General features: G+C 45.7%; 24 protein-coding genes. 9 read left to right on the forward strand and 15 right to left on the reverse strand.

Translation table 11 applies throughout. The features are described 5' to 3' along the window. Positions 1–46 precede the first annotated feature (46 nt). The 10 genes from AC6I1V_RS04270 to AC6I1V_RS04315 all read right to left on the reverse strand — a co-directional run bounded on the left by AC6I1V_RS04270 (position 47) and on the right by AC6I1V_RS04315 (position 7,005). Positions 47–490, reverse strand: a complete 444-nt coding sequence (locus tag AC6I1V_RS04270; RefSeq protein ID WP_486854069.1) for a MarR family winged helix-turn-helix transcriptional regulator — start codon at positions 488–490, stop codon at positions 47–49. A 275-nt stretch (positions 491–765) separates the two neighbouring features. After that, positions 766–1,710, reverse strand: coding sequence for a hypothetical protein (locus AC6I1V_RS04275; RefSeq protein ID WP_486854070.1), 945 nt, complete (start codon positions 1,708–1,710; stop codon positions 766–768). Positions 1,711–1,713: 3 nt separating this feature from the next. Next, positions 1,714–2,709 (reverse strand): DUF3150 domain-containing protein, encoded by a 996-nt coding sequence (locus tag AC6I1V_RS04280; RefSeq protein WP_486854071.1) that lies wholly within the window; start codon positions 2,707–2,709, stop codon positions 1,714–1,716. 16 nt (positions 2,710–2,725) lie between these two features. Then, a complete protein-coding gene (locus AC6I1V_RS04285; protein ID WP_486854072.1) occupies positions 2,726–3,703 on the reverse strand; it encodes an AAA family ATPase in 978 nt (325 codons plus the stop codon). Positions 3,704–3,780: 77 nt separating this feature from the next. Continuing rightward, positions 3,781–4,284, reverse strand: a complete 504-nt coding sequence (locus AC6I1V_RS04290) for a GNAT family N-acetyltransferase (RefSeq protein WP_486854073.1) — start codon at positions 4,282–4,284, stop codon at positions 3,781–3,783. After that, positions 4,281–4,571, reverse strand: a complete 291-nt coding sequence (locus AC6I1V_RS04295; protein ID WP_486854074.1) for a type II toxin-antitoxin system TacA family antitoxin — start codon at positions 4,569–4,571, stop codon at positions 4,281–4,283. The genes AC6I1V_RS04290 and AC6I1V_RS04295 overlap by 4 nt, the downstream gene beginning before the upstream one ends. A gap of 46 nt (positions 4,572–4,617) precedes the next feature. After that, positions 4,618–5,295, reverse strand: a complete 678-nt coding sequence (locus tag AC6I1V_RS04300) for a hypothetical protein (RefSeq protein ID WP_486854075.1) — start codon at positions 5,293–5,295, stop codon at positions 4,618–4,620. 554 nt (positions 5,296–5,849) lie between these two features. Beyond that, the gene (locus tag AC6I1V_RS04305) at positions 5,850–6,326 is read right to left on the reverse strand and encodes an ERF family protein (protein ID WP_486854076.1); all 477 of its coding nucleotides are present in this window, start codon (positions 6,324–6,326) and stop codon (positions 5,850–5,852) included. Then, positions 6,224–6,544 (reverse strand): ERF family protein, encoded by a 321-nt coding sequence (locus AC6I1V_RS04310; RefSeq protein WP_302552829.1) that lies wholly within the window; start codon positions 6,542–6,544, stop codon positions 6,224–6,226. Before AC6I1V_RS04310 ends, AC6I1V_RS04305 begins: the two co-directional genes overlap by 103 nt. Before the next feature lie 116 nt (positions 6,545–6,660). Then, positions 6,661–7,005: a helix-turn-helix domain-containing protein gene (locus tag AC6I1V_RS04315; RefSeq protein WP_302552828.1), complete on the reverse strand. Its 345-nt coding sequence runs from the start codon at positions 7,003–7,005 to the stop codon at positions 6,661–6,663. 125 nt (positions 7,006–7,130) lie between these two features. Between AC6I1V_RS04315 and AC6I1V_RS04320 the strand changes: the two genes are divergently transcribed. The 9 genes from AC6I1V_RS04320 (at position 7,131) to AC6I1V_RS04360 (ending at position 16,393) form a co-directional block, all read left to right on the forward strand. Beyond that, positions 7,131–7,616 (forward strand): hypothetical protein, encoded by a 486-nt coding sequence (locus AC6I1V_RS04320; protein WP_486854077.1) that lies wholly within the window; start codon positions 7,131–7,133, stop codon positions 7,614–7,616. An 18-nt stretch (positions 7,617–7,634) separates the two neighbouring features. Further along, positions 7,635–8,303 carry a DUF4384 domain-containing protein gene (locus AC6I1V_RS04325; RefSeq protein WP_482330665.1) on the forward strand — a complete coding sequence of 223 codons (669 nt, stop codon included), beginning with the start codon at positions 7,635–7,637 and terminating at the stop codon, positions 8,301–8,303. Between the two features lie 53 nt (positions 8,304–8,356). Beyond that, positions 8,357–11,620 carry a CHAT domain-containing protein gene (locus AC6I1V_RS04330; protein ID WP_497736867.1) on the forward strand — a complete coding sequence of 1,088 codons (3,264 nt, stop codon included), beginning with the start codon at positions 8,357–8,359 and terminating at the stop codon, positions 11,618–11,620. A 41-nt stretch (positions 11,621–11,661) separates the two neighbouring features. Further along, positions 11,662–12,522 (forward strand): hypothetical protein, encoded by an 861-nt coding sequence (locus tag AC6I1V_RS04335; protein WP_486851244.1) that lies wholly within the window; start codon positions 11,662–11,664, stop codon positions 12,520–12,522. A 41-nt stretch (positions 12,523–12,563) separates the two neighbouring features. Further along, positions 12,564–13,310: a hypothetical protein gene (locus AC6I1V_RS04340; RefSeq protein ID WP_497736868.1), complete on the forward strand. Its 747-nt coding sequence runs from the start codon at positions 12,564–12,566 to the stop codon at positions 13,308–13,310. Between the two features lie 37 nt (positions 13,311–13,347). Next, entirely contained in the window at positions 13,348–14,466 is a 1,119-nt protein-coding gene (locus AC6I1V_RS04345) for a DUF4384 domain-containing protein (protein WP_497736869.1), read from the forward strand. 69 nt (positions 14,467–14,535) lie between these two features. Beyond that, a complete protein-coding gene (locus tag AC6I1V_RS04350) occupies positions 14,536–15,057 on the forward strand; it encodes a hypothetical protein (protein WP_497736870.1) in 522 nt (173 codons plus the stop codon). A gap of 6 nt (positions 15,058–15,063) precedes the next feature. After that, entirely contained in the window at positions 15,064–15,786 is a 723-nt protein-coding gene (locus AC6I1V_RS04355) for a hypothetical protein (RefSeq protein WP_497736871.1), read from the forward strand. 49 nt (positions 15,787–15,835) lie between these two features. Next, entirely contained in the window at positions 15,836–16,393 is a 558-nt protein-coding gene (locus tag AC6I1V_RS04360) for a hypothetical protein (RefSeq protein WP_497736872.1), read from the forward strand. A 155-nt stretch (positions 16,394–16,548) separates the two neighbouring features. On the opposite strand, the gene AC6I1V_RS04365 is transcribed toward AC6I1V_RS04360, so the two are convergent. The 5 genes from AC6I1V_RS04365 to AC6I1V_RS04385 form a co-directional block, all read right to left on the reverse strand. Then, positions 16,549–17,064 (reverse strand): hypothetical protein, encoded by a 516-nt coding sequence (locus AC6I1V_RS04365; RefSeq protein ID WP_497736873.1) that lies wholly within the window; start codon positions 17,062–17,064, stop codon positions 16,549–16,551. Continuing rightward, on the reverse strand, positions 17,065–17,232 hold the full coding sequence (locus AC6I1V_RS04370) for a hypothetical protein (protein ID WP_497736874.1): 168 nt from the start codon (positions 17,230–17,232) through the stop codon (positions 17,065–17,067). It abuts the gene before it with no gap. A 9-nt stretch (positions 17,233–17,241) separates the two neighbouring features. Then, a complete protein-coding gene (locus AC6I1V_RS04375; protein WP_497736875.1) occupies positions 17,242–17,724 on the reverse strand; it encodes a hypothetical protein in 483 nt (160 codons plus the stop codon). A gap of 154 nt (positions 17,725–17,878) precedes the next feature. Continuing rightward, the gene (locus AC6I1V_RS04380; RefSeq protein WP_497736876.1) at positions 17,879–18,568 is read right to left on the reverse strand and encodes a BRO-N domain-containing protein; all 690 of its coding nucleotides are present in this window, start codon (positions 18,566–18,568) and stop codon (positions 17,879–17,881) included. A gap of 131 nt (positions 18,569–18,699) precedes the next feature. After that, complete coding sequence (locus AC6I1V_RS04385; RefSeq protein WP_497736877.1) at positions 18,700–18,915, reverse strand: hypothetical protein; 216 nt, start codon at positions 18,913–18,915, stop codon at positions 18,700–18,702. Positions 18,916–19,531 lie beyond the last annotated feature (616 nt).

The following is a 19,531-nucleotide window of genomic DNA, read 5'->3' on the forward strand; positions in this document are numbered from 1 at the left end:
CTCCTTTATTCCTTCATTAAGGGTATCTATGGAACAGGGAAAAACTTCATTCGCCGGAGAAATCGCTCAGGACCTGAAGCAGGGAACACAGATTGCCCAGCCTGTCATCACCGAGGTATTCCCTGATTTCCCGCTGTGCCTCTTCCCATAAGGGAAAGGCTTCCTCCAGCTTGGCCTGTCCTTTTGGCGTCAGCTCCACCACCTTCTTCCGGGCATCGTCAGGATGCACGCCAACGGCAACAAACCCCGCCCGCTCCAACAGCCCGATATTCCGGGTCGCCGTGGTCTGATCCATGCACAGCACCTTGCCAATATCCGTAATAAACGGCCGACGCATACAGGCGATCCGTTTCAGCAGCGCGAACTGTGTTCCCCGGATGCCCACGGGACGCAGGCAACGATCATAAGTCTGTGTAACAACACGCCCGGCTTTGCGGAGCTGCATACAGACGCAGACAGGAGAAGCATATTCCTTTGTGAAGGGCTCCATAGAAACTCCATGTATATGCATGAAAATAGCCCGATCCCCCAAAACCGTCAATCATCTAAGAAATTCCTCAAAGGAAGAAGTGAAACCGACGTTACCGGAAGGCAAAACTCAAGAAAATATGGTATGGGAATAGAATAAAATGTATATTTTCTATTTTTGGCTGTTACCCCCATGCAACTGCTAACAGCCACATCAGGTCAAGGCTATTTTCCTCCATTGGAGGAGCCTATGAGTAATCAAAATCTTTTTGGATAACGATTCGTTTCCCCTATTTCTTAGGAAGCCGACATGGAGAGCGACTGCATGAGTCCCTGAATCCTGATGGACAATCCTCTCGTAATCAGTTCTATCCTTCTCAGCGTATCCGGGGGAATGGCGTCAGGCGTAACGGGACGAATCTTGGCGACCGTCCAGTGTTCTGAGTCCATGCCTCCCGCCTGCGCCGAGAGTGTTTCCTTCAAAATCGTTCCCATCGTTTTGGGAAACGAATCTTCATAAGCATCCTGTGCTCCGTCTTTTTCTTCTGAAATGACGCTCTGTCCCCCATCGGGGTGATCATTCCGTTTTTCCATTTGAGACGTACTCCCCTGCGGCTGTTCGGGTATCCATTTTTTGATGACGGATTCCAGCAACAGCGCGTGGCCAATCGCATCCTGTGTCGTCCGTGTGTTTGCATGAATCTTTTTGAGACAGACATCCAGTTCTTTTTCAATTCCCGGACAGGCCGTAACCATCTCTTTTCTTGAATATATTCTATTCTTTTCCACTTCAGAGCTATTCCAACTCCTCACGGTCAAAAGGATATACTCCAGAACAAAAAAGGCCGGAGCGTTACTTCCGGCCTTTTGTCTTTCTTTCCCAAAAAGATACGCAATGATGAAATCGAAATTTTTTCTGCATCCCGGAAAGTGCTTTCCAAGCAGCGTTTCAACCCTCCAGTCTTCGATGATGTTAAAAAGGTGAAACTGCAATTTAGTGAGATTGGCCTTCTGAAGCAGTTGAAAATCTGTGTATCTAATATGTGCCGCTTCGTGGTCAACGTATCCCATTGTCATATTGATATATATTTCATCAGTACCTATTTCAAGAGAAGGAATGTGAATCGTTTTTCCATTCGTATAGGCTGTAGTTCCTCCTATTTCTACGGTGATGTTGTATTGCTTTCCCAGAATACAGGCCAACAAAGGCAGACAGGACATGATGTCTTTGGTCTTGAGCATGGCTCACCACAGTCCGATGTTGAGGATATTTGCGGAATGTTTTTTCGAGACGTGCACAAAGGGGACTTCTTCAGGGATGGCGTATTGTTGGCACACGGTAAACACGTCATTGGCGAGAAGCGCGTTCATGACGTCCTGAGGGGAATGCCCTTCGATGAGCCTCTGGCTGTGTTGCAGCATTGAGGACGGATCGCGGAGCATGGAGACAATACCCTGCAAAAGGAGGATGTCCTTTCCGGCGATATTGCCCTTGGCGGGTATGCTGTTGATGGCCGTCTGGATGAGGCTGGCTACCGGAGCTACGTGAGGCTCGATGAAAGTCAGCCCACAGAGCTTTTGGTGCAGGGTCCTGAGCGGGGAAAGGGCCTTGTGCGTCACCGTATCCTTCCCGGCGTAGACCTTTTGCCATATCTCGTTGGCTGAATTGGCTATTTCTTTGAACAGCGTTCCGGCAAGCCCCTCCACTTCCTCATTCAGTCCGGATTCGCTTACGGCATTGGGGTTATCGTGTTCGGTGAGCGGCGCGACTTTGTAAAGCTGCCACGAGAAGGACAGCCTTGAACGAACATAGTCCGACCCTACCGTGGATTCCCGGATGATATTTCCCCACTTGCAGTGCCTGGTAATCCAGTTCTCGATGGACTGGTCGTAATCGGCGAGAAACGCTTCCTTTTCCTGAAGGAACGTTTCTCTGATCCGGATCAATTCATCGATGATGTCCCCAGCCTTGTCTTCCGGGATGGCCCAGCCGGACATAAAACGGATGCCATGACGGTCAAGGTAGTTGAAGGCACGGGCCTTCAGGGTGGAGAATACCTTGAGGCTGTCGGGATCGGCGATACGCTTGCTCCCCAAAGAGGCAAGGTCTTCAGGGGGAAGCTCCGCACCTCCGAAATCTTCAAGGCACATCTTTTTTCGGGCGGACCACACGCTGATGTTGAGGTTCAGGGCCACAAGGCTGTCCAGAATTTTGATGTCGGAACGAATGGCTGTATTCATAGTTTCCTCTCTATGGTTAGAATGTTACGGCAAAGATACGCTGCACAAGTTCATGGAGCATCGCTCTCGTTGGCCGTGTGGCTTTGAATGCGAGGGCACGATCCAAGGCATAGGAAAGCGGCTCAATGCCCTGATTGGCCAGCGGCTGGAACTTGAGGGCAAGATTGGCCCAACGGATAAGGGTTCTGGTGGAAAGGGTCACTTCGATGGTATTTTCATAGGAATCGGCATCGCCCATGAAGAGTTTCCGAACTTCATTGGCGAAACTGACCATGTTCGAGGCGACGTGTTCGGGAAGGTTCGGAAACTGTCGGGACAGAAGTTCCTTTTCCGTTTCAGGCGTGGGATAGCCGACTTTGCAGACCATATACCTGTCGAGCAGTGCAAGGTTTTGGCGAATGGCTCCCTGATAAAGCCCCGTGTCGTCACCGCCTCCGTTGGTGTTCGCTGTACACGCAATTCGGAACATTTCATGCGGGGAAATGACCTCTCCTCCGTTTTCCGGCAGACACAAAGGCGCACCGTCCAGAACACCGTTAAGGCCAACGGCAACTTCAGGGGAAAGCAAGTCCGCCTCATTGATCAAAAGAATTCCCCCGTACCGCATGGCAAGCGGCAATGGACCGTATTCATAGATCATGCTGCCTTTTTGTAGGGAAATGTGACCGCACAGGTCGGCAAACTCCAGCCGTCCGTGCCCCGTCACTTCAAACACGGGGTAGTTCAGCCGTGCGGCAAGCTGCTTGATGAGCGTCGTCTTCCCGCATCCAGTAGGACCATACAGATACAGGGGATCAAGGTCGTGCATAAACCAGACAACCACATCCCGTGCCGATTCATGAAAAATGTAGGTCGGATCAACGGATAGGGTGTACGAACACGCCTCTTTGTAACCTTTGACAGCTTTTCCTGTTGGCGTCCCCGTGAAGACCTGTCCGGCATCAAGCTGCGCCGGAACGAGGGAGGCCAATTCCTTGAACAGATTCTGATTCATGGTTTTCTCCTTTGAAAATAAAAAATCCCGGCCTCTCCGAAGAGAAACCGGGATATTCATAGGCCGTTTTACAAAAACTAGGAGCCGATAACCTTCAATGCCTGTGCTCTGTACATCCACAGGTACATCGGCGTATCCTGAAACGATTGGAACATGCATCTGATATAGAACCGCTTCGCTTGCTCATTTTTCGCCTGAACAAGAAAGAACGCCCACGCAAGCTCATTGCGGAGCGAGCGTCGAAGGGCATCAAAAACAAGCAGAGAACCGATATGTTGTCGCTGAAATGCGTTGGAAACGGCAAGCCTCCCCAGCAGGATGGAGGGAATGTCCTGATACCGGGGAAGTGCCTTTCGTGTTTCCTCCGGAAGTCGATCCAAAGCTACGGATGCCGCGGCAAGAGTGTAGTATCCAATTATTCTTTCAGGATTTTCCTCCTCCGTAGCGACAATGACCGTTGAGAAACCACGTTGGGCATCCTGACGGGCCTGCTTTTGGAGGTAAGTATCCAATGCGGTATTCCCGCATGAAAACCCTTTTCTGTCATGAGACTTGGAAAGCAACGAAAACAGTAGATTCATACGCTCTTGACCTTGTCCCGATATTCAGAAGCTATCCGCTTCATGAATTCAGTAGGCTCCTCACATGATTGCGTACGAAGAGCCTCAGCCAGCACAGCCTGATCCTTCAGCGTCAATTCGATTCGCGTATGTATGGAGATGACCTTTTCCGCTTTTTCAAGCATGGCGGCAATCAGAAAATCCGTAAGGCTCCGCCCTTCAAGGGAAGCAGCCATTTCAACCGTTTCTCTAACGTGAGAAGGGATGCGAATATCGAATCGTGATGTCCGGGAAGAGAATTGTGTCATGGAATGCCTCCTGTTAAAAAAAGAATACGGTTTAAAACCGTATAGGTCAATTCCGAACCGCATAGAGCCTCTCAAAGGGGTCTCCCTGTTTTTCGCACCTTGCTATGAGCATCTGGGCTTCCTGCCCTCCCAACAGTATTTCAAGTTCCTCATTCAACCGTTTTCGATCCAGCGTTACTCTCCCGTTCTGTGGAATCACCCGGAACGTATGGTTTCCCGCGTTGATCCACTCTCCCCTCACCGTATGGGAAAGCTGGTAGGCGGCTTTCAAACGGGATTCCAATTCTCCGTTCTCTGCTTCAATGGATTTTTTCTGTGTTTTCAGATCTATAAACTGTGCAAGGGTATCCTCCCACTCAGGATGTGAAGAACCTTTGAAGTGCGGACAATCCTTCCTCCAAAGACACGATGGACACAGGGGGGAAAGCCCTTGTACCGTTTGAATCGTGTTCAGGTTCAGCAGATTGTCTCTCAGCGCAATCATGGTTTCCCAGAACTCGGAAGCCATGTCCAAACACCGGGTGATATCCGTATCTTCAGGAAGAAACGGGCCAAAAGCTTTGACATCGCACATGGAGAGACAGAGAACCCACCCTTGAATGTCGCAAGCTGAAGCATCATCAGAAAGGGATACGTCAAGGAGTTCTTTACAGATTTCAGGGAATGTTCTGTGGTGGAGGACTTCCCGGTGTCCAGTACCAAGTTGAAAACCGGATGGTTCCAATAGGCTTTGAGCAATGCCGTCTGACCGCCGATCTGCATGGCGTAGCTCTCAGAAAGTGTTGGCGGCAGCCTTACAGTGGATTTGACTTCCAAAATTCGTACTGTCGGCTGGGGGTGGTCAGCCACCAGCGTGAAATCCAGATGGGCCTTGATAGGAACCTCTCAGTATCTGATCTCAATTTCCAGTTGAGACAGGGGGAAGAAACCATATCCCATGAGAGCCTGACGGACCCCCTTCTCGAACCAGTGCCCCCGTTGGAGGAGTTACTGGTGTTTGAGAGCTTCGGCTGTATTTTTATGTTCAGTTGTGTAGAGCTTGGTAGCCAGTGCCGCCCGTGGGCAGTCCAGCATCTTGGCGATATCCGATAACCCAACATACCGGGATCGATCCCCAAGCCGATTCGCCGTTCGCTGTTCCGCATCCCGTTCCAGTCCATAGCAGAGGATTTCTAGCAATCCTTCCGCTCCCGTATTTCTGATTGTTCCGTCCATCCATTTCTCCCGTGTTGATAGCAGAAACAGAAAGAGCCGCCCCATCAAGGACGGCCCTTTCTGCTATGCGACATACTTCCACCAGATTCTTCGTTGCGGGTTCCAGTGAAACCCTGCCGCCGAGAGCTGTTCCATTTTCGCCGCCGTGTTTCCTGTGACGAGGATACACTCCCGACCATCCTGTGCCGGTACGATTTCGTATGAAACTCCATCCAGACGAGGCAGCTTGGAAAGTCCTTCTGACGTTCGATTTGAGGGTGGTGAAATCTTTTTTGCTTGTCCTAGTTCATCCTGAGTCGTTTTGTCTCTCTGTGGGGCGTTTGCGGCTTTTTTCTGTCTCTGAGGACGGTTGAACTTGTCTGAAGCAAACTCTCCATTCGTATCTTCCTCCGTTACGATGCCAAGCATGGCCGAAAGCGCGTACCTGCGCATATAGGTCATGCTGATACCCACTCCTTGGGGATCGGCCTTGGGCAGGGGAACCACCGCAAGGCTCGACTGCCATTGTCCTGACTCCACGTGGGTGAGCTTTGTGACCAACCCAAGATACCCCGGTTCGGCAGGAACCGGATACTGACAAAGCCAGATGCCGTTGAAAGCAAGGCGTCACGGCACGAATCCATGACGCTGTTGAGGGTGGCGTACTTGCTTTTAGTAAAAAGGTTATTGGCATCCTTGGTCGCCGGTTGGAGTTGTTCCTGAACTTTGATGAGTGCCTGCGCCAGCTCGCGTATCTGATCCGAACAAAATGATTCCATCTGTTCCTCCTGAACATAAAAAGACCTGCCCGAGTCTTCCGGACAGGTCTTTTTCAAGAAAAAACTACCGATTCAAAATGGTAATATATAGTTAAAATCATTTCACAAATAAAAAGTCATTTTCTTAGAATACTGACGAAATGGGAAACGAGGCTGACTACTTCTTCCTGTTTTTCTGCCGGAAGTGGGCTGATGATGTCGGCAATGCTGTCAGCTCGTGCTCTCAGCGAATCGTTTTTTTCTCGAAAAAGCTCCGCAACGGAACACTCCAAAACCTTCGCCATCTCTTCAATTCGGTTAAATCTAGGGGCAACATACCCATTTTCGATACGTGACAGAGCGTCTGGAGCCATGTCCAGATGATTGGCGAGTTCGATTTGTGTCATCCCCAAAATTTTCCGTCTCTCAACGATGGAATTTCCAAGTATTTTAGCGAGTCGCTGTACTTCACGTTCCGCCACGTTGTACTCCTTTTTTGGATAAAAAAGAGTACGGTAGCGGTTCAGACCTTGAAATGTAATTTTATTACATCTATAATGTAATAAAATAACATCTATAATGAAACCAGTTTGTCGATGGAGGCCAAATGTTCAGAAAAAGCGTCATAACCTGTTTGTGTTTCATGTTTTTTGTTCTTTCACTTCCTCAGCAGGGGTACTGTGCGGAACAAAATTATATTCTGTTTTGTCGTACACTTAACGACAAATGGGAGCCCATCGACCCTTCTGAGACTTTCGAAACCAATGTCGTCTCATGGATCGCCCAAGGAGAAAAGTCATTTGAAACACCTCGTATTATTATAAGCCTTTATAAAAAAGTAGGTGCTGAAGAGCGATTGTTAGAACGGAAATCCATGGATGTCCGTCCTGTCTGGGACACGACCGGTGTCCGTAATATGACTCTCCCAGAAGAGGGCACCTACATCCTTGCCCTCGACAAACCTGATGGAACCCCAATCAGCAGTGGAATGTTCACCATCAAGGCAATGTCCATTTCTGGCTCTCCGCTTCCAGAGGAGACTCTGGGGACGACTCTTGCAAAAATCTTCAACAAGTATCTGCCTAAGAAATAATATTTCTATGGAGGAGTTATGAAACGCTATTCCCTTTTGATTATTCTCGGTGCCCTGTTCATGTTTTGGGGAAATGACTCTTGGGCCGCTCGGACGACCCGTGACCTCGTTTTTGATGATGAGGAACCGGCTCAGACTCAGGCTATGGAAAGTTCCGGTAAGCAAACTACCGCATTGAAGACGACCATGCTTCTGAAACGTGACGGCACAACCAGCACTGTCCTGCCAAGCCATGAATTTAAGTCTGGAGATAGTGTCAAGCTTGTATTTACACCCAATATCGACGGTTACGTCTATTGGCTCGCCAAAGGAAGTTCGGGGAACTATTCCGTACTTTTTCCCTCTAAAGCAAATATGGACAACGCAGTACAGCGTAATCAAGAATATACTATTCCCCCAAAAGGAACATTCCGCTTCGATGATACTCCTGGGAATGAAGAGTTATTGTGCATTCTGTCCGCAGAGAAATTGCCGGACATGGACAAAGCCATCGCTGAAGCTGACACAGCGCAGATCAATGCACAAAGCAGTACGCAGCTTGCAAAGCTTGAAGAAAAAAATACTCCAAAGCGTACGACTCGAGACCTCGTCTTTGATGATGAAGATGAAGGAGATGTAAATACAAAACAGCAGGTTGCGCCGAAAGGAGAGCCTTTTGTCGCGCACTATGTACTGACTCACAAATAATTTTCCATCGAAAACTGTACGGGGAAGTATGACTTCCCCGTATTGGAGACAGCATGTTCCGATTCGCCGCTGCGTTTTTGGTATCGTTTATGTTGTGCACAGCCCCTGTGCAGGCGGCTGGTTTTGAACAAACCTTCAAAGAAGCGCAGGCGGCGTATAAGACGGGGAAATATGCCGATGCAGCGAGGCTTTTTGTCCAGACTGCGGACTTGTTGAAGAAGGCAAAAGAGACGGCAAAGGCTCAAATGGTTTTGGGCAATGCCGCCATCGCCTACATGCAGGCTGAAGATTACGCTTCTGCCGTCACAATTTATGAAAACCTTTTAAGCAATCCCGGAAAAGCCGATCAAAAAATTCTGCTCAAATCATACAAAAACCTTGTTATCTGCCATTCCCATCTTGAGCAGCATGCCCTGAAAATTCAGACTTTGGAAAGGATGATGCAGGCTCTGCCCAAATTGCCAAAGGCAGAGCTCTCCAATGTCTACGCTCAAATGGGGGATGCCTATCGCGCACTGGAAATCTATGCGCCTGCCAGTGCCGCTTACGATAAGGCTGCCCACCTTCTGCCACAAGATGCCGATCCTCGCGTTCGTGGAAGGCTCCTGACAGCAATGGGGCTTTGCCAAGGGAATTTAGGCGATTTCGCCAGCGCTTCCGAGAGTCTGACTCAAGCAAAAGAGCTTGCGGCCCGTATCAGTGAACCACTCACTCTCGCAGAATCCGGCAGCAACCTTGGCATCCTTTATTGGGAAAGAGGTGACTACCCTCAGGCGTTGCAACTCCTGAATAATTCACTTGAGACGGAGCGAAAAAATACACTGCGCCGTAATGAAGGCGTCGATCTCAATAATCTTGGTCTGGTTAAAAAGAGCATGGGATATTTTCCCGATGCCATGCGTGCCTTTGAAGATGCACTAGCCATTGCCCGGGAGGTAGGTAATGTCAAAGATGAAGCGATCGCACTCTCCAACCGCGCCCTCCTCAACCGCATAACAGGAAAACTTTCGGAAGCACGAGCCGACTATCGCGCAGCGCTGGAACTCTACGAACGTACGGGGTTCCAAGAAGGCAAAGCCGGTGCCCTCCTCGGTGTGGGGAAAATTGCGGAACGGGAAGATCGGGACTTGGAGACGGCATTGAATTGCTACCGGGAAGCATTGGATATCTATAGCCAGCTGCGCCTTCCACGAAATCAGGCTGAGGCATTGCTTCAAATAGGCGGTGTATTCAAACAAACGGCACTTCCAGGAAGAACCAGCCGAGATCTCGTATTCGATGATGAACCTGCTGTTCCTAAAATCGACAAAACCGAAGCTCTTGCAGAAGCCGAAAAAGCCTATCAGTCAGCCTTCCAGCTTGCGGAACAGGTCGGCTCCAAAGAAATGCTCTGGGCGGCTCACCAGGGATTGGGTTTCTGCGCTTTTCAAAAAGGGCGGCCTGAGGAAGCCCTTGAGCACTACACACTCGCCATCAATCTTGTGACGGCCATGCGCACGAGCCTCGAAAGCGTTGAACTTCTCGGCGAGTACATGGCGGGAAAAGAGGATCTTTACAGTGAGGCTATGGAGGTCTGTGCCCGTCTGCATGAAGCGACACAAGATGTCAAATATCTTGAGATGCAAATGCAATTTGATGAAACCCTGCGCAATGAAATTCAAAAGGCCAGTGCGGCGCTTGTCCAAATGGAATTTGCAGACGCCAATAAACAGAAACTATATGACAAACTTGTAGCTTTAGGACGGAAACAAGCCAAAGCTGAATCGAGTGTACCTGTAGTGGCTCCAGTGCCGGCAGATGCCAACGAAGAAACCAAACTTGTCCATAAAATTAAAACAGAAGAAGCGAAGAAGCAAAAGGCTATCGTACAGCAGTTGGATCAGGACTACCAGACACTGCTTGCCGAATGGAAAGAAAAATATCCGGGCGATGCCGTTATTTTTGAATCCAGTGCCCGGCTAGATATTCCCAAAATCCAACAGGCACTTTCTGAAGATCAGGTATTGCTTCATTACATGCAACTCACTGATCAATTGGTTATTGTGTGTATAAGTAGAGATAGTATCGACAGTATGATTGTCAATGTTTCAAAAAAAGATATAGATAATACTATTAAAACAAATTTTTTGGTAAACTATATAGAATTGTATGGTCATAATACTGCCCCTACAAAAGAAGAAGACCAACAATACATGCAGAATGCTATTACCACTTTATCTGATTTATATACATGGCTTATAAAGCCTATTCATAATAAAATAATAAATAAAAGTCGTATTTATTTTTCTACTGGAGGATTTATATCCCAAGTTCCATTCTGTGCTCTCATATCTTCAGTTGAAAATAATACTCCTCGCTTCTTAGTTGAAGACTATGAAATAGGCAATATCAGATCGTCATTTATGGCAGCGCTGACAGACATCAATAAGAAAAAATCGACAAAGACATTACTTGCTGCAGGAAACCCTTCAAATTCAAAAATAAAAATGAAAAATCTTGATTCTGCAGAAGATGAAGTCATTTCAGTGAAAAATATTTTGGGTAATGATGATTCAGTAATAGATATAAAAATAAAAAATGAAGCAAGTGAAAAATGGTTTAAAGATAAAATATATAATTCAAGTTATGAATATATATATTTTGCAACACATGGCATGCCATATTCAGAAGTATACTACAAATACATAATTCAATACGAATCAAATTTAATAAAATACAAAGATAAACCCAAAACCCTTAAAAGGCTAAAAAAAGAAAAAGCATTTATTGAAAAGCAACTTCCAAGTCTTTCTCCATTAAATAGCTACTTGTATTTTGCAGATTCAGATGATAGTGGGTATGACGGTTTATTTACTATTAAAGAAATAACACAAATACCAGAAAAATCTTTTTTTAATACAAGATATGTTATCCTTTCTGCCTGTAATACAGGAGTAACATTTGCGCCATCTACCCTTGAGGACAATCAGATGATAGAGTTTTTTTCAATCAAAGAAACAGAATCTCAACTACGAAAAGCTGGATGGTTACCAAATGTTGATCAAATTAGTTTTGTAGATATATTCATGCGTAGAAATATAAATAATGTTTATGGTACACTTTGGTTTGCAGACGATAAGGCGTCAGCATATCTTCTTTCCTATTTCATGAAAATATTGGTTAGCCAAGGTCAAGAACAGGATGCGGTTGCTGCTTTTTCAAAAACACAACGTGACTTTATAGCAAACTGTAAAGAAGGGGAAAATCCTCTTGGTCTTGGATACTCTTATCCATTACATCCCTACTTCTGGGCCGTAGGTGCCTTATTCGGGAAATAAATACTACTTAGCTCTCTAACCTTTAACAAAGGAATATTCATATGGTTTCCAAGAAAATGCGTAAGATTGCGTTGTGGACACTGCTTGTCGTCATGCTGGCGGGCCTCGTTTGGGCGGGACTGGATTTGTTGGGCCAGTCCAACAAGAGTGCCGCTGATGCCGGTTCCAGTGCGGCTGATATGGAAATGGCCTCACTGGATAGCATCAAACAGAGCACCAAATCCGCTTGTGACTGGAATCAAGAACGCGCCTTGCGCAAAAAAATTGACGCTGCCGACGCCTCCTACCGCACAAAACTCGCCAGTGCCAAATCCGAAATCGAACGGACCGGTAAGGTATCTGAAGCGACCAGAAGTGCGGGTATCGCTCTCGCCAAACAATTCCAAAATGCCAGTGAGAACTACGCGGCCTTTTGGGATAAGAATAATGGAAAGACTCGCGCCAAGCTCGCCCGCGAGGCCGGTGCAAGCCGTGTAAAGAGTGCCGAGATGGCGTTCAACGATGTCGATGCCTCTAAAATCGACGCGTACAACGATCAACAGGCTTCTTTGCGTGAGGCACAGAAGGCGTATTTCAGTGAAGCCAAGGAAGATGTGTCCCCTCAAGACCTCGCTTCTCTGAAATCTTCCCTTACTCCCAAGCTTGAAAAGATGAGCTCTGATTTGATGGCCCTCGTGCAGAATGTGACCAACATTCTCTCGCAGGTCAAAGATCAGGTCGGTTCCACTTTGAGTGTTGGAGGCATCGGCGGCTGCGCTAAGCAAGTTGCAACAGGGGGTGGCACGGCTGCCGTTAATGATGGCGTCGCTTCCTTGCTCTCACCGTTGCAGTCCCTTTTGAGCCTTGTTCAGTCTATGGGCAGCAACGTCCAAGGAATGCTGTCTGATATCGCCACGTTCTAATTCGTAAGGGCCCAGGGCGTAGAGCTCTGGGCTCATTTGCTATGAAAAAAAACATATTGCTCTTTTCATGTATTGCATTGTTGGCCGCTTCGCCATGCTCTGCCGGTATGCTGGAATCCCTATGGAAAAAGTATATTCCGACTGAAGATGGGAGGCCACTGTCTTCTCCACCTTCCCCTGTAGACATCCAGAAAAAAAATTCCGTGGAACTCCTCGGAACTTTTACGCATAACTGGAAATACCAATCGACGACGCACGAGCTCTTTTACGAAGATCACCGGGCGTTGGCTCGGAGCATTTACGGATTGGCAATTTATGCGGGAGATGTGGATTCCTCACTTGATCCGCAAAAATTCATTGAAGGCGTACTGGGCTATCACTATCGGGTTACACAGGTATGTGCTTGGCTGAACGCTGTTGTCTCCCAAGAAACTTCCAGTCCAGAGCTTGAGAAAGAACATCTGATTGGAGTGTTGCTCTCAGATGGCGTCATCACCATTAAGGGTGGAAATTTTGTCCCTACGGGAAAGTATTCTCACATATTGGCGGCCAGCCAAGGAAAAAAACGCTCTTTTTCAGACAACTTGCGGCATGAGCGGTTGCATGTGTTCTGGGATGAGGATTCTGTTTTCCGTGAAAAAGCCCAGCAAGAATGGAAGACCCTATCGGAAGAGGAACGCCAAAAGATCCGCAAAGCATTGCACCAATATGCACAGGGGAATGAGGCACAGCTTGTGGAAGAGTGGGCCGTCAAAAGAGCGGAGAGAGCCAGTATGAGCATTGAATAGAGATTATGGGCTCGTTAAAAATAAGGAGGTGTACAGAATGAAAAAATATTCTCTCACTGGGCTGATGCTTTTCGTCCTGCTGTCATTTATCCCTTCATCCGGGCACGCCGTAGGGCGGTTGAACTTCATGCTGACGAACCTCACAGGGCTCGATATTACGGACGTCCGTATCGCTCCTACGTATTATCCGAATTATATCAGCGAAAACTTATTAAAAACAAATTTGGATCCGAATACCCGACTCTACATCGGTCCTAATTATTATGGTGATCAGCGTTTTTGGAATATTACCCTTTCCTGGTCTAATGGTTTCCAATATACATGGACGCATAATCAACTGACACGTTATAATTCTTATGTTGTTTATGCTAATCCCTATGGAGTACGCATGCGTCAGGGATATGAACGCTCCTTTGCCCGCTATGGCGATAACATGCCGAGTATGTATGCCGGAGCACAACCTGGAGTTTCCGTATCCGTAGGTATACCTGAGAAAGTCAATACGGTCACTGTTGCTGACGCGGGCAAAGTTGGCACTAGCACACGTAAGACACGCGACCTCGTGTTTGATGATGAGGAAGAGACTGAACACCCCGTAGTCGCCGGGAGCACTGCCGATACAACTAAAGGTGAAACCATTTCCGTCAAAGCAACCATTGAATTAACCCGCGACGGAAAGCTCTCCACTGTCCTCCCTACTGAATCATTCAAGAGTGGAGATAAGGTTCGACTGCTGTTTTCAACGAACCGGGACGGGAACGTCTATTGGGTGGCCAAAGGCACATCGGGGCAATACCAAGTGCTCTTCCCAAGCCCAAAAGCCGGAATGGATAACACCGTCGTAAAAAACAACAGCTATACGGTTCCGGCAAAGGGTGCGTGGCGTTTTGATGAGCAGAAGGGAACTGAAACGTTGGTCTGCATTCTTTCACCCTCCCGTGTGGCAGAACTAGATAAGGCGGTGGCACTCGGAGGTGAAGGGAAGAAAAATGAAGCTTCAGAAATTATTTCTTCCGTCGTCAATCGTCACGAAAGCAAGCGAACCACGCGAGATCTTGTATTTGAGGAAGAAGACGATCAGGATGTGAATACAAAAACACAAACATCAAGCGATAACGAACCGTTTGTAGCCGCTTATGAGTTAATCCATAATTGATTTAAATGAATATATGGCAGTCTAATTGACTGCCATATATTTGTTAATATCATAAGGAATATATAAATTATGTTTAATATTATCCTGACAATACTTGTAATTCTACTTACCCCTTTTCATTCTGCCAATGCTTCAAATGAAAAATATGATGATGTAAAAATAGGAAATATATCAAATTACAAGATAGAATCCGGAAAATATTCGATAGATTTTGATGAAGGAGAAGATGCACCTGAATCATGGACTTTTTCAGGTTCTATAAATAGTGATTTCAACAAACAACTTAAAAAAGTCATGCAATACTTATCTTTGAACAAACCCAATTCAGATATAGTTGCAATAAAATTCAATATGAATACTCCCATATCTATTCAACCAGTTACAGCAATGAGACTTTATATTCAACCTTCACCTCTAAAAAAATCTGATTACGCCATCATTGGAGTCTGTGAACCAGAAACTGACAACTGTTGGAAAATGAAAATTTACAAAGAAAATCCACAATATAATCAAGTTATTGAATCATTTACCGCATCTGAAGTCAACATATTCTTTACTGGTGAAAATGAAATTTTAGCCTGCTATGAGTAATTTTTTATGAAAAATATTTTTCTATTAATTATATTATTCATATTTCTTACTTGCGAAACTTCATTTTCAAAAATGAACTCAGAATGTCCAGAAAAAATTATCGATCAACAAACATTTCAAGGTATATTTCAAGGAAATACATGTACCCCTCTATGCTACTCTTCTATTAAAATGCCTAATGGACAAGATTTGATTTTCATACAGGATAAAGATAGTTCCGATGGCATATTTGGAAATATTGGTAATGATGTTGAAACTACTATTGTTGTAAAACAGTTTTGGAATGAATACGAAAAAAAATGTGATCGTGTTAATATCTTCAAAACAGGAAAAAAAGCAAACCCAAAACCAACAGGTATAAAGTCATCATCTGAAAATGATTTTAATGAATGCAAAAACAAATCATATCAATCAGATGCAGATTTGTATGCTTGCTATGACAGGGAATATGATAGATTAATCAAGGAAATGGATGAATTTATTAATACAAAAGCATATGAAACAAAATTATCAAAAATAAATAAAAACAAAATTATATACAATCAAAATCAATGGATAGAAAACAACAATGGCATGGCTGATATTGAAGGAATATATAACCAAATGATATTGGGTGTCACTGGAATATGTATAACTCTTGAAGAAAAAATAAATAGAGCACTTGTACGAAAGGCATGGTTAGTCAATATTTTTGACGGCATTCAAACAAAGAATTCAATATTTGAATAATTAATATATTAATTTATATAATAAATAAATCACACTATCGAGAATACAAATGAAGAAAATATTCTATTTTTTATTCAAAATATGGTTAATTTTGTTTTCTATTTGTTTAATTGTATATATATTATTTTTTAATAGTCCAGAAGATGCTTTAAAAAAATATTCTCTATCTGATGCTATTTATTTCTACACGATGCAAGAAGATGATTCAAAAGAAATATCAGAGTTCAAAAAAAATATAATTAAAGAATTTACAGCAGAATACAAGCATCGTACTGGAATTGACATATCAAAACCAATTTATGATGTTATAAAAAACAATAACGATGTTACACAACTAGAATTATCTATAAAACGAAACAGCCCCAATATCAATAATATTAAAATTGGATATATAATATTTAATTATCATAAAAATAAATTATCAATACCATTAGTAATTATGGATTCTTCTTTTCTTAACGTAAAAGAAGCAAAAATATATGCAATCCTTGAAGATTTCTATACTTTTATAAACAAAGTTGGACAGTTATACGGCATAAACAAACAAGATATAAACGGAATATATAATTATTTTAACCAGATCTCTTTAAAAGTGCCACTACTCTAATAATTAAAAATTTATAAGTTAAAGAATATGAAGGAGCATCCAATCTTTATATTGGTGAGTGACCGTGCTGTACATACTTTTGGGCCTCCGCGCACTTGAAGGAGGATGTATAAAAGTAAGATCAAGTCGTCGACGGGGCTTACAGGCAACCCACGTCAACTCGCAGAGTTGCTCATCAAAATCAATATTAAGAGTCCTCTCCTCTCATGGTATGGGGAGAGGACTTTATCCCAAATGTGTATCTGAATGGTCTTGAGCAGAGCGGCATTGACCGACTTGGAGAGGATTTCATACGTACCCTGAAATGGGTTGATGCTATCAATCAGGTCAATGTTAAAGTTATCAATGTCGATGAATTTGTTTCCAATATTCAAAAATTCCTTTGCCCCATTCGGAATACCGTTTCTATCATCGTCATTTTTTTGCTTTTCTGGCGTACTGCCCACGACTTCAAATTTGGGAGCAAGCTTGCTGAGCAGCCCGCCGTTGGCATGCATAGCAAGTTGCGTCTTAGTAACGCCATTAACGGTCGAGACTTCGTTCATGTCGAGGTCGGGGAAGAACTGCATGATGATTTTCGGCATCTCGACATCAGTCACGAGTTTTGGATCGTTCGTCTTGGTGATGACTGCGTTGATGACTTCCAGGGTATTCAGGAGGGTTGTGACCACCTAATCAATACCGCCGGAGGAGAGAATTTTTTGGACACGCTCGGATACGGGATGTTCCATATCGTCCAGGATGATGTCGCCGGGCTGAAGCGTTTCACCGGGCCTCATGAGGGAACACAGTATGAAGGTGATGTTGAGAGCCAGCACCTCACGCATGAGCAGCGGCAACGTGATGGCCTAGAGCATGTTGTTAACGGAATTCTTGACGTCTTCGTCTTCCGCATCGGATTGGGCGATAAGATTGATAAACTGGGCGTGCTTCTTTCCTTCGCAGTCACGGGTTGCCCTGCCGATGCTCTGCATAATTTCCGTCAGGGACGAACGGTAGCCGATGGTCAGCACATGTTCGCACCAAGGCCAGTCAAAGACTTCCTTGGGCATGCCGAGCGCAATGATGATGCCCATCTGGTCGCGCTCCCAGATCTCACGCAGATACTTGAGGACATTCACACACATGGAGTCATCGGTTACGAGGTCGGCAACACGCAGTTTTTTCCCCTTGCGTTTTTTCACCGTCATGATGCCTGTCCGGGAATCCTTTGCCATCACGGTCACGATGGCATCCAGAATAGTATCCACTTCATGGAGCTTTTGCCCTGTGGATTCCATGGAGTTGACGTTGGGGATATGGATAATGGTTTTCTTGTCTAGATCACGCACTTCCTTCAAAGCATCGAAATAGCGCCCCTGATAGAAGTGATAACCGATTCCGAGCGACTTGGGATACTTGTAGCCGTTGAGCTGTTCGTAATAAGTATAGGCGAGTTGTGTGAATCTGGCTTCGGTTTCCAGTGAGAGGATGGGAACCTGATCCCTACGGAAGTATGACCGTCATGGCGATGATATGGGCGGTGAAGCTTTCCATGAGGGCGTCTACCATAGCGCCAAGCTTGTTGCCGTCTTCAGCCGAGGTGTGGTGAAATTCTTCTATGACCACAAGGACATCATTGAATGCAGCACAGTTCCCGCGTTCATAAGCAAAGCGCAGGATGGCGTGGGTGCAGAGAAGGTAGCGGAATTCTGTATTGTTGAGAAAGGCGGCAACCTGCTCGACCTTGCCTTCATTGCCTGCCCTACACAGGCCGCAATCAATATGCCAGTCGGAAAAACACCTGAACTGGTGAGATTGGTATCCCATAGCGCCGAGGTTTCCCGGAGTGGGGAATGGTGTAGGCTCCCGTTTTACGCAGCGTAGGCAAAACTTCGGCACGCACCCATTTGGAGAAGGCGCGAGCCTGCGGCTTGCGCGAACGGAAAACAAGAAAATAAAGGCCGATTCGGAGATAGTGATCATTTCCTGCGGTCCACCAAGGGTGTCAGTAATACATACACCCTTTTCATCTTCATCCGGTTCAGAAAGACTCTGCCGGATATTTTGAATCTCCAAAACCTTGGCTATATCTTTGGCCACGAACCACGGATTACCGTCTTCGCCCAGCATAGAACGGACAAGATTTTCTCCAAAAGCGAAAGGCGTCAGATTACGTTCAGCTTGCGTATTCATCGATCCTCCACAGTTTTGCCCAAGTGTATGCATAGTTTCTTTAACATCGTCAAATAAAAGATGAATCTGGATGTTTGCAGGATAATTTTTTCAACATTATCCTGTGCACATCCTGTTGCGTTTATTGACGGTCACTCCAACGACGGCAGTTTTACCCGCACGGAAGAACGTTGCGCGTTCACTTCGGCAAAGACCTGCAGGAGTTTGCGGTCAACATCTTCGATCAGAACCCAAAGCAGACGAGCCTGTGAGGAAGAACCGCTCTGGCCCATCAGTGCGGCATCGGCCATAAGTGGGGTCAAGATGTCGGTAGCCAGGGCGTTGTTCAATGGTACTGCGTTACGCATGGCTGCCTTCCTTCCTGAACGGGATTATGGTTGCCCGTCTGGTACTGCGGAGGGGAAGGTAAAAACCATTTTCCCGCTTTTGCTCCCGATGGTGGTATTCCAGCAGGCGGCTCGCCAATTGCCGGGAGAGTATCATTTCTTAGGGAAGTTCTTCCCGCAGCTGCGAGGTCTCAAGTAACAATCCTGTGACGTGGGCGAGCAGTTCGGGATACTCCACAGAGCATTGTTGAGGGCTTGGATGGCGGAGCAATACGGGTCTGAGGAAAGGGAAAAGATGGAAAGCTGGGACATGTGGGACACCTCTGGCGTTTTTTCTATTAGAGCCTGCAAAATGCAAAAACTCCGGGTACTAGAAACTGACGCCAGTCAGTGGACATATTCCCGAATTGCTCGGTCTTGTATTAGTCCACACCCGGAGGTAACTCCGTACATTGCCCCTCGGAGGATAGATCTCGGACACCCCAAAACACGAATTGACGGTCGCGGAAGCCGCTAGCGTTTGAAGATGTTTCTAGGCACCTAAAAAATTTTTGCCTCAAGGCACACAAAAAGTCAGGATAATTTTTATAACTACAAATATTGACGTCCCATGTTTTTGTTGTTCTAAAAATCTATG

The organism is Bilophila sp. T19-St14 (assembly GCF_059728385.1).

Coding starts and splice junctions, on each gene's coding strand:
- AC6I1V_RS04340 (WP_497736868.1), top strand. CDS start 12,564: ATGAAAAAAAACATATTGCTCTTTTCATGTATTGCATTGTTGGCCGCT.
- AC6I1V_RS04325 (WP_482330665.1), top strand. CDS start 7,635: ATGAAACGCTATTCCCTTTTGATTATTCTCGGTGCCCTGTTCATGTTT.
- AC6I1V_RS04350 (WP_497736870.1), top strand. CDS start 14,536: ATGTTTAATATTATCCTGACAATACTTGTAATTCTACTTACCCCTTTT.
- AC6I1V_RS04380 (WP_497736876.1), bottom strand. CDS start 18,568: ATGAATACGCAAGCTGAACGTAATCTGACGCCTTTCGCTTTTGGAGAA.
- AC6I1V_RS04310 (WP_302552829.1), bottom strand. CDS start 6,544: ATGGAATCATTTTGTTCGGATCAGATACGCGAGCTGGCGCAGGCACTC.
- AC6I1V_RS04290 (WP_486854073.1), bottom strand. CDS start 4,284: ATGAATCTACTGTTTTCGTTGCTTTCCAAGTCTCATGACAGAAAAGGG.
- AC6I1V_RS04285 (WP_486854072.1), bottom strand. CDS start 3,703: ATGAATCAGAATCTGTTCAAGGAATTGGCCTCCCTCGTTCCGGCGCAG.
- AC6I1V_RS04360 (WP_497736872.1), top strand. CDS start 15,836: ATGAAGAAAATATTCTATTTTTTATTCAAAATATGGTTAATTTTGTTT.
- AC6I1V_RS04320 (WP_486854077.1), top strand. CDS start 7,131: ATGTTCAGAAAAAGCGTCATAACCTGTTTGTGTTTCATGTTTTTTGTT.
- AC6I1V_RS04345 (WP_497736869.1), top strand. CDS start 13,348: ATGAAAAAATATTCTCTCACTGGGCTGATGCTTTTCGTCCTGCTGTCA.
- AC6I1V_RS04270 (WP_486854069.1), bottom strand. CDS start 490: ATGGAGCCCTTCACAAAGGAATATGCTTCTCCTGTCTGCGTCTGTATG.
- AC6I1V_RS04275 (WP_486854070.1), bottom strand. CDS start 1,710: ATGCTCAAGACCAAAGACATCATGTCCTGTCTGCCTTTGTTGGCCTGT.
- AC6I1V_RS04280 (WP_486854071.1), bottom strand. CDS start 2,709: ATGAATACAGCCATTCGTTCCGACATCAAAATTCTGGACAGCCTTGTG.
- AC6I1V_RS04330 (WP_497736867.1), top strand. CDS start 8,357: ATGTTCCGATTCGCCGCTGCGTTTTTGGTATCGTTTATGTTGTGCACA.
- AC6I1V_RS04355 (WP_497736871.1), top strand. CDS start 15,064: ATGAAAAATATTTTTCTATTAATTATATTATTCATATTTCTTACTTGC.
- AC6I1V_RS04335 (WP_486851244.1), top strand. CDS start 11,662: ATGGTTTCCAAGAAAATGCGTAAGATTGCGTTGTGGACACTGCTTGTC.
- AC6I1V_RS04295 (WP_486854074.1), bottom strand. CDS start 4,571: ATGACACAATTCTCTTCCCGGACATCACGATTCGATATTCGCATCCCT.
- AC6I1V_RS04385 (WP_497736877.1), bottom strand. CDS start 18,915: ATGCGTAACGCAGTACCATTGAACAACGCCCTGGCTACCGACATCTTG.